This is a genomic window from Coleofasciculus chthonoplastes PCC 7420 (genome assembly GCF_000155555.1).
Taxonomy (GTDB): domain Bacteria; phylum Cyanobacteriota; class Cyanobacteriia; order Cyanobacteriales; family Coleofasciculaceae; genus Coleofasciculus; species Coleofasciculus chthonoplastes_A.
Genome location: NZ_DS989849.1, coordinates 156,490 through 169,101, shown reverse-complemented (window position 1 = coordinate 169,101; position 12,612 = coordinate 156,490). Strand labels below are relative to the sequence as shown.

Annotated in this window: 9 protein-coding genes and 2 pseudogenes; 9 read left to right on the top strand and 2 right to left on the bottom strand. The window is 42.3% G+C overall.

From position 1 onward, the window contains the following. Window positions 1-61: 61 nt before the first annotated feature. Entirely contained in the window at window positions 62-580 is a 519-nt protein-coding gene (locus tag MC7420_RS14220) for a hypothetical protein (protein ID WP_006101129.1), read from the top strand. Between the two features lie 86 nt (window positions 581-666). Here MC7420_RS14220 and MC7420_RS14215 read toward each other — a convergent pair whose 3' ends face one another. Further along, window positions 667-1,140: a hypothetical protein gene (locus tag MC7420_RS14215; RefSeq protein WP_006101198.1), complete on the bottom strand. Its 474-nt coding sequence runs from the start codon at window positions 1,138-1,140 to the stop codon at window positions 667-669. 346 nt (window positions 1,141-1,486) lie between these two features. On the opposite strand from MC7420_RS14215, the gene MC7420_RS14210 reads away from it, so the two are divergent. Genes MC7420_RS14210 through MC7420_RS14195 form a run of 4 tightly spaced genes read left to right on the top strand, consistent with a single transcriptional unit; the run spans window position 1,487 to window position 6,095 of the window. After that, entirely contained in the window at window positions 1,487-3,448 is a 1,962-nt protein-coding gene (locus tag MC7420_RS14210; protein WP_006101195.1) for a DEAD/DEAH box helicase family protein, read from the top strand. A 2-nt stretch (window positions 3,449-3,450) separates the two neighbouring features. Then, window positions 3,451-3,645, top strand: a complete 195-nt coding sequence (locus tag MC7420_RS14205; protein WP_044207213.1) for a CxC ATPase DNA modification system associated small protein — start codon at window positions 3,451-3,453, stop codon at window positions 3,643-3,645. Further along, the gene (locus MC7420_RS14200; RefSeq protein ID WP_006101257.1) at window positions 3,645-5,627 is read left to right on the top strand and encodes a hypothetical protein; all 1,983 of its coding nucleotides are present in this window, start codon (window positions 3,645-3,647) and stop codon (window positions 5,625-5,627) included. Before MC7420_RS14205 ends, MC7420_RS14200 begins: the two co-directional genes overlap by 1 nt. Window positions 5,628-5,633: 6 nt before the next feature. Continuing rightward, entirely contained in the window at window positions 5,634-6,095 is a 462-nt protein-coding gene (locus MC7420_RS14195) for a hypothetical protein (protein ID WP_006101157.1), read from the top strand. A 15-nt stretch (window positions 6,096-6,110) separates the two neighbouring features. Here the strand turns inward: MC7420_RS14195 and MC7420_RS14190 are convergent, their stop codons facing one another. After that, a complete protein-coding gene (locus MC7420_RS14190) occupies window positions 6,111-6,626 on the bottom strand; it encodes a MerR family transcriptional regulator (RefSeq protein WP_006101261.1) in 516 nt (171 codons plus the stop codon). 302 nt (window positions 6,627-6,928) lie between these two features. Here MC7420_RS14190 and MC7420_RS14185 point away from each other — a divergent pair, with 302 nt between their 5' ends. From MC7420_RS14185 to MC7420_RS36935, 4 genes and pseudogenes are all read left to right on the top strand, one after another. After that, entirely contained in the window at window positions 6,929-10,090 is a 3,162-nt protein-coding gene (locus MC7420_RS14185; protein ID WP_006101048.1) for an HsdM family class I SAM-dependent methyltransferase, read from the top strand. Then, window positions 10,083-10,613 (top strand): hypothetical protein, encoded by a 531-nt coding sequence (locus tag MC7420_RS14180; RefSeq protein ID WP_052307474.1) that lies wholly within the window; start codon window positions 10,083-10,085, stop codon window positions 10,611-10,613. The genes MC7420_RS14185 and MC7420_RS14180 overlap by 8 nt, the downstream gene beginning before the upstream one ends. Next, a pseudogene (locus MC7420_RS44095) lies at window positions 10,579-11,777 on the top strand (ISAzo13 family transposase). Before MC7420_RS14180 ends, MC7420_RS44095 begins: the two are co-directional and overlap by 35 nt. 356 nt (window positions 11,778-12,133) lie before the next feature. Next, window positions 12,134-12,301 (top strand): annotated as a pseudogene (locus MC7420_RS36935) (IS630-like element ISMae25 family transposase); the annotation flags it as partial. Between the last annotated feature and the right edge of the window lie 311 nt (window positions 12,302-12,612).

Below are 12,612 nucleotides of genomic sequence, written 5' to 3'. Positions count from 1 at the left end.
ATGAATTGAAACAGAATCAATTAGCTACTCTTGAAGAAGAGTAGATTCTGGAAACACTTTCATGACAGCATCCATTTATAGCTTGCCCATTGAATCAACGTTGGGGATTGCTCGGCATTACTTTATTTCATCAGATGGAACCTTCAATAATTCTATTGGCTGGGGTGCAAAAGGTATTGAATATAATGGAAACGGTGCAAAATTAACTCCTGAGCAAGAGCAACGAGTTAAGGAATATCCGGAGAAGTTCGGTGGCTACAATATTTACAGCAATAATTGTGAAATGTTTGCCTGGTATATCATGAATGGAAGGCGTTATTCCGGTCAAACTCAAGTCAATTCCCATAAAAAAATCGGAGCCAGTGTTATTTCTCTAGTCCAACCTGTCTTAACGGTTCGTGGGATGAAGTACGTTCAACTAGAACGAGCTATTGTCAAAAAAATAAATGAAGACTTAGAAGCGGCTACAATAGCTAAATTAGAGGCAGAACAAGCCATGAGAGATGAATTCTGGGAAAAGCGCGATATGTTCCTTCGGAACAGGCTCCGCCAACGCGAAAACATGAAAAGGTCTACATAGGTACTTGTTTGAGGACGTGATCGCTAAAATTATGAAATAATACTGTGTAATTATGTAGAGTCTATCTGTACATGGAGAAGTTTAGATTAACGATTGAGATTAGGAGCAACAACAGCCAAGTAATTTCGGAAAACTTGATGAGCGGTTTTATGTTCACCTTCTGGAGTCATATCGCAAAGCCACCAGATAAATTGGCTCTGATAACATCTTGGTTGATCCGTGGCAATTAATCGACCCAGGTGTTCGCAATTCCATCCCGGAACTGTATACTCCCAACTACCAAAGACACAAAGAGCATATTTAAGCCGCTCTATCGTTTGCTTCGGTTCAAAAGCAATGGGGTCAATACCAATAACAAATTTTGCCTCTTTTCTTTCAAAGGGACATAACCCACGACCTGTATCAAAAATGTGTGTATCTGATAAACCAATACCATAGTGCCAAAACGGGTCAAACGGGTTTTGCCAGTTAAGAAGATAACCATATCGCTGACTTGATGGATCAGCAAGGCAATCAATCTCATTGATTACATTCTCAATTTGTTCAGAGGATAATGGCATATTTAAAGAAAGATAGTAAAGAGACTGTGTACAGTATAGTGATTAAATAATATATTTATCCTGTACGTCGGTTTAATTAAAATTAGTGGAATAAGCATAAATTTTAATGTCGTGAAGGATAAATTGTCGGGGCGGGTTTAGCCGTTTAATTTTGGTATAGACCAATAACCTATCAACAAAACCCGCCCTTCATCCTAACAGGTATGGTTTTGTAGCTGATCATACAAAAGAATCCTCGGCTCTCGTTCCTAATCTTCCCTGTTCCCTTTGTCTATACCCGTGGGTTTCACATCTCAAAGGGAATTGCTATATATAAAGATATGAAGAATGTCTAGATTCAGAGGCTATGACAGTGGGGTTAAGCGATTTATCGATTCAGGATGAATACCGTAGCGATCGCGTTGATATTATTCGCGATTTCTATCTCCCCTGTCTGGAACAGGCTACCGTTTACAAACGAGCCGTTGGCTTTTTCTCCAGTACCTCAATGGCTGCGGCGGCGAGAGGAATTACTGCGCTGATTCGTTCCGGTGGAAAGATGCAGTTGGTGGCTTCTCCTTATTTGTCGCCAGAGGATGCTGAGGCGATCGCGACAGGATTGAAGCAACGCCAAGATGTGATTACTGATACGCTTTTGCGTGAGTTAGACCAAGAGTTTGAGCAAGTTGTGCGCGATCGATTAGCCTGTTTAGCTTGGTTATTGGAACAAGGGATATTAGAAATTAAATTAGCGGTAGCTAGTAATCTTGATCAACCGGGAATTTATCATGAAAAGTTAGGTATTTTTGTCGATAACCAGGATAATATTGTCGCCTTTACGGGTTCAGCGAATGAGAGTTCATCGGCGTTAATTGATAACTTTGAATGTATTGATGTTTTCTGTTCCTGGCATTTGGGTGTCAAAGAACGGGTATTAAGAAAAGCCGAAAACTTTCAGCGGTTGTGGGATAACCAGACGCCCAAGGTAGAGGTGATTGAGTTTCCCGAAGCCGCCGCGCGATCGCTCTTACGATTACGCCCAGAATATCCGCCGCCACTGGAAGAACTTCCGGAACAATCGAGGATTGTCTCTGAACTTCGGGGAACCTACCAAGTCAATGATTTAGATCCGTGGCGACACCAAACTCAGGCAATGACAGCCTTTTTACAGAAACGTTGTGGCATTCTGGAGATGGCAACAGGTGCAGGCAAAACCCGCACATCTTTGAATATTATCAGGGAATTAGTCGCCCAGCAAGCCATTAACTCAGTGATTATTACAGCAATCGGAACAGATTTGCTCGATCAGTGGTCAAATCAGTTGTACGCTGTTGCCAGTCAATTAAATCCTCGGTTTCGGGTACTGAAGCATTATGCCACTTATTATGACAAAGATGAGTATGAGTTAGACCCAGAAAACAGCCTATTAATCCTATCACGAAATGCGCTGCGTAACGTCTTGCGATCGCTGAATCGCCCGACGCGAATCCGTTTATTACTGATTCACGACGAGGTACATGGATTGGGAAGTCCGGCAAACATTGAAGAATTAGACGGGTTATCTGAGCATATTTCCTATCGATTGGGATTAAGTGCAACGCCAGAGCGAGAATATGATCAAGAAGGAACGGCTTTTATTGAAAGGAATGTCGGTTCAATTATTTATCGTTTCAGTCTTGAAGATGCAATTCGTCGCGGAATTCTCTGTGAGTTTGATTACTATCCCATTGAATATCATCTCTCGGATCAAGATCGGCAACGTATCCGCAATGTCTACCGCCAGAAAGCCGCCCGAAAAGCTGAAGGGAATCCCATGTCAGATGAGCAGTTTTGGACAGCATTAGCGCGAGTCTATAAAACCTCTCCTGCAAAACTTCCCTATTTTGAGATGTTTCTCTCAGAGCGTTCAGATATTCTGGATCGCTGCATTATCTTTGTGGAAAATCGTGACTATGGTGAAGAGGTGATCAATATTGTCCATCGTTATCGCTATGACTTCCATACCTATTATGCCGAAGATGACCGACAGCATTTAATTGATTTTGTCAATAACCGGATTGCTTGTTTAATCACCTGTCATCGCATTTCTCAAGGTATTGATATACCCTCTCTCCGTTCCGTGATTCTGTTCTCATCAGCACGGGCAAAATTAGAGACGATCCAGAGGATGGGGCGCTGTTTGCGGAAAGATCCAGCCAATCCGGATAAGCGGGCGATCGTTGTTGATTTTGTGCGCGTTCAAGATGAAAACGCTGAGAAACTTAATAGTGATCAGCTTCGTAAAGACTGGTTAATGAGTTTGTCTAAAATTCGTTGTGAGGAAACTTAACGATGGCGATAGATGTCAAAGTAGATGAAGCCGTTTTTGCCGCAGTATTCCATCATAATCAACCCGATAAAGTGGCTAAACGTATAATGAAGTTGCTAGAAGAGTTATCCGATGGCAGATCGAACAATGATGATATTGGGTCTTTTATAGAAACCATATTAGATGCCATTGAAACCGATAATTATGAGGAATTATAATGAGTCTACAACTTACTCTATTAGGTTGGTCTGCTTCCGGTTTACGATGTCCTGATCATCAAGTGCATCTGTGTCCAGAGAATAGCACGACGCCTTATCCAGTGACATTAGTACAGATGCCTAACGGGACTGGAAAAACGACTACACTGAATATGTTACGGGCTACACTGTCAGGGGCTGCACGAGAGTGGAATAGCCAAAAGATTCGCGAATTTCAGCGTAGTGGTGACTCCACTCAATCGGGTCAATTTGTCGTCAGATTAGGGATGGATGACAACTTACTTACATTTGAGTTAAATCTTGACTTCATTCAAAGAAAAGTTGCCTATCGCACCAGTTCTAGTCATAGTTATGGTATTCGAGATGGCTTTTTACCGCCCCGAGAAATTAAAAAGTTTCTCAATCCAGAGTTTGTCAATTTGTTTGTCTTTGATGGGGAACTTGCCAACACATTACTTAATCCGAAACAAACTCGCGCCCGGGATGCCATCGATTCTCTGTTTCAGTTATCCTTGTTGGAAAAAGCCGCCCATCACTTTCAGGACAATTGGGAACGTCATGCTCAGAATTCTAGCTCTAAATCGACTCAAGGATTAACTCGGCGTCAAAATAATTTAAATCGCCTAAAAATTAAGCGAGATAAAATCAAAATAGAACGAGATGCTTTACAAGTTCAACAGTCTCAACTCAAGTTAGCTAGACAAGAAGCGGAGAAAGACTATGACCAAGCCTTGGGCAAAGATCAGAATATAGGTACTCGTTTACAAACGATAAAAGTTCAGTTTGATCAGGCGGAAAAAGTTGTCGAGAGGGAAGTAGAAAAGACAACGGAGAAAATGCGAGATCCGCAAAGGATTATCCCGGGTTTAGCCGCCTCTTTAATTAACCTGAAAGCTAATTTAGACCGTCTCAAATTACCCACCTCCACATCCAAAGAGTTTTTTGAAGAACTGGCTGAGGCGCAAGAATGTGTTTGTGGACGCCAGATGGATGATGTGACTCGTCAAGCCGTTCGCGATCGCGCTATGCAATATCTGGGAGAGGATGAAGTTGGGGTACTCAATCGGATTAAATCGGATATCGCGGATTATTGTGGTGGAAATCCAGAACAGTACCACCAAGACTTTCAGGAACAGGTGCAAGGGTTACAAAAAGTAATTAGAACGCGAGATGAATTTAAAACAGAATTGCGTTCTTTGGAAGAGGAACGTCTCAAACAAGGAGACTCTGAATTAGAAGCGAAAAAGCAGCATCTGGATCAGCTACGAGAACAATTGGATCAGTGTAACCAACGCCTAGAAGAAATTGAGCGATCGCCTCATAGTAAACCCAGTGAGGATACGGATTGTCTGAAGGAGTTAGAATTCCTGATTAGAAAGGCTGAAGACGATGTAGCGGAAGTCACCCATACCTTAACTTTGAAGCGCAAAACCGAAATTGTTCGCTGCATTCTTAATCAAGCGCATGAGCACGCCAGGGAGGAACTACGGAAAATTATGATTGAGGAAACCAATCAGCGAATTACCCAGTTATTATCCAGAGATCCAGTACGATTAGAAGATATCCAACATTCCCTGAAACTACAAGGTCGAAGCGGTGCAAGCGTGGGTCAAACTCTATCCGTTAGCTATGCGTTTCTCGCGACTTTATTTAACCGTAGTAACCACCAATTACCCTTTATTGTCGATAGTCCAGCGGGGGCGCTGGATCTAAATGTGCGTCCCGAAGTAGCGCGTCTGGTTCCTCAATTGGGTAAGCAGTTTGTCGCCTTTACTATCTCCAGTGAACGGCAAAGCTTTGTTGATAGTTTACATCAAGCCGCACAGGGAAACGTACAGTATTTAACTTTGTTTCGGAAAACGTCTCGGATGGATGCACTTTGGCAGAATATTGATGCAAATCAACTCACAGAAACTGTTGATGGGGTGATGGTAACCGGAAAAGAGTTTTTTGAACGTTTTGATTTGGATGAGGAACTTTAAATAAAAATGGATTTTCAACTGCGTAAGGATGCTCGGAAATGGTTTAAGGATATTTCTCACCATTACCCGATTCTCTTTGATCTATACTATCTTTGTTTGATGGCAGGTTTTGCCGCTGGACGCCCGAATACAGAAATTAAGGGGGATCATGTAGACGATTTAATTGGCTACTTTCCGGGAGAATTCCAATCTCGTGGGCGTCTCTTGGTTGGAGTGTTAATTCAGGTGCATTTATCCCGTTTAGGGATAGATTTAGATGAGCGGGATGATGTTTACCGTCAAGTTGCCAAACTGGTTGATCCTAACTCTCCTTCGTATCTGTCAAATGAAGGGGTTCGGCTGATGAATCAATACGCCCATGGTGGGTTTGATGTCCTCTGCGAACATTTTAGCGATCGTCCCCGCTCAATTGAAACGTTTCTGAGGAAATATTCTCGTTGTATTAGCGATTTAAACAATAGGAATTAAATCATTGTCTAATTGTTAAGCGACATGGGTACAATTAACTTTAGCCCTTTCCTTAAAACTGGCAAAATCTACGATGGGTGACGTTGCTGCGGCTTGCCATATCTCATTCACAATTTCCGACAAATTAGGGATAACTAATAAAATATATTGACCCACATCTTTACCATTATTTCCCGCTACTTTAATCGCCGATGGCATTTTTTTCGGAAAGTATTGCCAATCCTGCTGCACCCAGAAAACCTGATCATCAATGACAATTAGCTTTTTGTCCCTCAAACTATCGTCGAATCCACTTTCATCCAAGAAATTGATAATCTTTCTCACAGTCTGAAGCGAGATTTCCTTTCTCAGATGTTTGATTGCCCGAATCTCTAAAACCTGTTCCCAAGTATAAATGACAGTAGGTTTTCGAGACTTGCCAATTCTGGTGGGGATTACCAGCCCAGACCTTTCCAGGTATTGCAGGCGATTAGAAGTCGTGCCTGTCAATTCTAGCGTTTCGCGTCTTGTGAACCCTTGGATAACACTCATTCCATCCACATCACCCTAAATGTATTACTTTAACTTAAAATTAAAATACGTTTAATTTTCATTTGCTGCTATTGTAAGTCTATTAAGGAGGATAATGTAGCTGAGTAAGCTGTTCGGCATTTAAACCTTAATATTAGTAATGGCGAAAGCCTTGTAGTGCGTTAAGCGAAGCCATGCCCCAGGCTTTGCATCTTGCTCGCTACTAATACCCAATTTAAATGCATGACAGCTTAGCAGATCACAAGCCTTTGGGCGGCAAACATTGACCCAAAGGTTAAACCGTTCGCAGCGTAACCTGTAGTATGTCGCAGTCTGGACTCCTAGAACTGGCTCACGAAAAGCTTTACTGGACTCATCCCAGCCAAATTTGGCAGCCCACGGGAGCTGGAGCCAGCATCTATGCACGGCTGGCTGAGGAAAAATTGGGTAGGACAATCAGGACTCTTCCAGATGGGGCGGGTGTACAAGTAGGAGTATTGGCGGCAAATCCCCATGGAGACGACACGAAAGCCCCCATTGCCATTGTTTGTGATTTTCCCAGACCCATCTCAGAATCGACGCTTCGAGAAACCTACAAACTGGCATGGAGTTTCTCTCGCTCTCCATCTTTAATTACTACAGAACCTGACCGTTTACGAGTTTGGACCTGTTACGAAGAACCCCCAACTGAGTCTGAACCCTTAACTTCAGTTGATGAAATTTCTAGGAGAGAGTTAGAATCATCTCTCTCACAACAAGCGGCTGACACTCTACGTCTCCATTGGGCTGAGTTGGTGTCAGGTCAGTTTTTCCAAGACCATCAAAAGCGATTTCAACGCAGCAAATCCGCTGACCAGATGCTGCTTAACAATCTCAAAAGCGTTCGTCAGCAACTCAAAAAACTGCGACTTGATTATAATACAATTCATGACTTACTAGCTCGGCTTATTTTTATTCAGTTTCTTTTTGACCGGAAAGATTCCCAAGGACATCCGGCTCTGACTCCAGAATTTTTAGATCATTTGCATGAAATTGGGGAGTTGTCAGCTCGATATAGGGGTTTACCTGAACTATTAAGCAACCATAGAGACACTTACAGGTTTTTTCGCTGGCTTAACGATAGATTTAATGGAGATTTATTTCCGGGGAAAGGAGCCACAGAAGCAGAACGGGAAGCAGAATGGCGAACAGAGGAACAAAAGGTTACTCAGCGACACCTTGATCTTCTCGCGGAGTTTGTTAGTGGTGAGCTAGAAATGGAAACTGGACAGAGATGTCTCTGGAAACAGTATTCCTTTGATGCCATACCCTTAGAGTTTATCAGCAGTATCTATGAAGAATTTGTTCGAGAAAATACGACTGATAAAGGTGTTCATTACACGCCGGGACACATCGTTGATTTTATTCTGGATGGTGTTCTGCCTTGGGATAGTGAAGTTTGGGATATCAAGATTCTTGATCCGGCTTGTGGCTCAGGGATTTTTCTGGTCAAAGCATTTCAGCGACTAATTCACCGATGGAAGAAAGCTAATGGGGGTGCGGAAATAACATCGAACATCTTGAAATCTCTACTGGAGCGTAATTTATTTGGTATTGATATTAATCCTCAAGCTGTAAGAGTTGCCTCGTTCAGTCTCTACTTAACGATGTGTGACGAGATTGATCCTCGACATTATTGGCAAGAGGTACGTTTTCCCCGATTGAGAGATAGACAATTAATCTGTGCAGATTTCTTCCGAGAAGATAGAGAAGAGTTTCGCACACAATTAGATGCGGATCAGTATGATCTCGTTGTCGGTAATGCTCCTTGGGGAAAGAATAGTATGACCCCACTGGCAAAGTCTTGGGCAAAAGACAACCAATGGGAAACGTCTTACGGAGATATTGGTCTTCTCTTTTTGCCAAAAGCTGCTGCTTTGACTAAACCGGGTGGGCAAATTGCCATGATGCAACCTGCTCTTGCCTTAATCTTTAATCAAGTTGGTACGGCTAAAAAATTTAGAGAAAAACTGTTTTCACAATTCAAAATTGAAGAGATTGTCAATTTATCTGCATTGCGTTTCGGACTTTTCAAAGATGCCATTTCTCCAACGTGCATCATTACAATGTCTGTAATGTCACCAGATGGTGAACCATTGATATACATCTGTCCAAAACCCGTTCTCACTAATCAAGATGACTATCATCTCGTTATAGAACCCCAAGATATTAATATAATCTATCCACAAGAAGCCATTGAAAATCCTTTAGTTTGGACAGCCTTAATGTGGGGAGGAAGACGTGATCTAGCTCTGGTTCGGAGATTAAGTAAACTTAATAGTCTTGGTGAGATGGAAAAAAATGAGATGGTTGTGTCTACCCAAGGCATTATTAGAGGTAATCGCAAAGAGCGGGATGAAACACTCATCGGGAAACGGATCTTAATACAATTTCCCGATGAAACCTTTCTTTTCCTGAAAACTGAACAACTTGATATCAACAATGATCCTTATGCCGAACGACCAAGGAAAAGCAAATCAATGGCTTTTGAATCACCTCAGTTGATGATAAAACAAAGTTGGCAGACTAAAACAAAAAGATTTCGCGCGGCAATAGCTAGATTAGATCAACAGACCCAAAAAGGTATTATTTGCACTGAAAGTTATGTCAGCGTTCATGTTGATGAAACTAATCTGTCAGTTTTAGAAGCGGCTTGCGTAAGTTACAATAGTAAGTTTGCTGTCTATTATCTACTTCTTTCAAGTGGACGCTTTGCCTCTTATATTCCGGAAGTTAAGCCAAAAGATTTATTGCGCGTACCAATTCCTAAGTCTAGAGCAGGATTATTAAATAATATCGAAACGATTGAGGATGTAGATTTGTATATTCGTGAAGCATTTTCATTTAAAGATAGTGAGTGGATCTTAATTGAAGATATTTTTAATTACACGCTACCCGATTTTAAAGGAGATAATTATTCGCCTGGACGTCAAACAACCCGTAGTAGCTCTAATCAAGACACTCAAAACAAGTCCGAGTCAGTTTTGACGGAGTATTGCGAGTATTTCATGCGAGTCTTAAAAGCCGGATTTGGTCAAGATAAAAATGTCTATGCTACTATCTTCCAGGAGCATAACACAGCTTACTTACCTATTCGTTTAGTTGCAATTCATCTTAAAGGAGCGGGTGGTGAAGTGGTACAGATAGAACCTATCGACTCTCCTACTCTTCTGGAACAACTAAAGAGGTTGGATAAGTTATTCTTGGATAAAGCCAATCAAGACGATGGTGGAATCTTCTATCAACGTGTCGCCCGGATATATGATTCTGTTCAATTGAATGGTCAAACCGTTCCCACCATTTATTTAATCAAACCTGATAAAATTCGCTACTGGACGCGCTCTATGGCATTACGAGATGCTGATGAAGTCGCCGCCGATATTATGATGTGGCGTTCAGAATTAGACAAAACATCAGAAGTCATGGAGGAATCATCGCGTGGCTAAGAGAGGTCGAACTATTCCAGAGTTAAGATGGCGAGATACCCCTGATTTTGTTGCCGTTGCTAATAGTTGGGGTGGAGATGCCATGACTAATTTAGTAGGACTTATCTGGCAAGGATACGATTTACTTCAACAAGAAGTTTTATCAGAAATTGACTGCAATCAAGCTGAAGTGCAATTGGAAAGGAGTATAACTCAACTTCTTGAGCGCAGAATTCGTAAATCTATGACAGGATACGAACCGTATGATGTTCAACACGAAGTCTATGAATTGGAGACGATGTATTCAGCCCAAGCTCAACCGCCCCAGTATGATATTGCATTTATTCTGACAGCTAACGAAAGAATTATATTTCCTTTAGAAGCTAAAGTTTTGAGTTCAGACAGAGTAGTTAGGGACTTGCGGAAAAATAGAATACCAGTCATTGTAGAGGAGAGGAGGCTTCTCAAAGCAATGCTGTTGAACACTATCATGCTCAAAGAGAACCGGGATGATACTAGCTCAAACTGTACTAGCTACGTTTAAAGATGCCAGTGAGAAACTGACAGGTCACCGTAAACGAGATTTTATCGCGTCTGTCACCGAAGATTATTTTGATGGGTCAGCCCGCAAAGCGGAAACCGCTATGGGCTGGAATCGCCATAGCGTACAACTGGGATTGAATGAACGGCGAACCGGACTTATCTGTGTAGATAACTATCAAGCAAGAGGGCGACACAAAACGGAACAAGTGCTGCCTAACTTAGAAGCGGATATCCACTCCCTGGTAGATAGAGAAGCCCAAGCCGACCCAAAATTTCAATCGACCTTTCTATATACGCGCATCAGTGCCAAAGCAGTCCGAGAGGCATTAGTAAACGAAGTTGGTTACTCTGAGAGCGACTTGCCCTCTAGGCAGACAATAGGTGAAATTCTCAACCGCTTGGGGTATCGCCTAAAAAAACCCAAAAAACAAAACCTTTAAAAAAAACGCCTCAAACCGATGCCATTTTCGATAATGTATTTAAACAGAATCAGGCATCAGATGAAAATCCCAAATCGTTGCGAGTATCTATTGATACCAAAGCCAAGGTCAAAATTGGCAATCTGTCCAGAGGTGGTAAGGCACGGACTTTGAAGCCGAAAAAGGCGGATGACCACGATACCCAGTGGCAAGGTATCTTAATCCCCTTTGGTATTCTCAACACCCACAGCGAACAATTATCGATTTATATGGGTCACTCTGTTGAAACTAGTGACTTTATCGTCGATTGTTTAACTGCTTGGTGGAAACAAAATCAACCCGATTATCCGGAGATTTCTGAATGGGTGATTGATCTTGATGGCGGTGTAGCAACTCGCAGTGACCGCACCCAATTTATCAAACGAATGGTTGAACTTTCCCAAGAGATTGATGTAAAAATTCGCCTGATTTACTATCCTCCCTACCACAGCAAGTACAATCCGATAGAACGCTGTTGGGCCGTCCTAGAAAACTATTGGAATGGTGCCATTTTAGACTCAGTAGAAGCTGCCATACAATGGGCTGCCAATATGACTTGGAAGGGAATTGCTCCAATTGTCCATCACATCGAAACCATCTATGAAAAAGGCATCAAAGTCCTGCCCACAGAGTTAGAAGATTACTATCCCTTCTGGCAGCGTTCTGAAACATTGCCTAAATGGGATATCACAATTGTCCCTAGTTAACTCTCTCCTTACAAGGAGAGGGAAAAACTAAAATAAGTTTGCGTATGATATACGCAAATATAGGACTAATATAATATAATATATTATATTGACCTTTGGTCAAACCTATGCATTAACCTGAAGTTCCCCCAGCCAAAAAATCTTGCACTGCCTCACTGTGATGTAGCGAGGGTTTTCACCGATAAGATTGTTTATTGGAAGAATAGCGCGATAGGTTCCTTCTTCAGCAGGCATCGCCAACGCGCTATTCTTGCCAGTGCTACTTATGTACGATTTTTGAGGGGCTTGAGCGTTAAAACTATTACAGTATAAGGCTTGACGCTGGGTGCAGTACATCTGTATGGGGGAACTTCAGATTCATGTTCTTTGACCCCAATCGAGGCGGGCGACGAGTAAGTTGTCGGGATAGTCGCACCAGCGAGGACTGGGCAGAGGAGGTGAAACATCTATTAGATGTTGACTATCCTCATGCTCCTAACATCCGACTATTGTGTGACAACCTCAATAACATGAAGTTGCGATCGCGTCCAGTAGAAAGGTGTTCTCAAATTCTTGTTGGCGGGTGGTTGTGGACTCATCCAGATATTTGGAGAGCGATCGCGTCCAGTATAGGGGTGTTCTCATTATTAAATCCGTTTTCCCCGATACTAATGCACCATTTTAGCTGGGTCACGCCAGTAGGGTGAGCTGCTCAAGGATTGCTGCCGCGATGCACTAGACTATACCTGAATGGCATCGCCAGAATGTAGTTAGTACGGTTTGAGCTAGTATCATCCCAGTTCTCTTTGAGCATGATAGTGTTCAACAGCATTGCTTTGAGAAGCCTCCTCTCCTC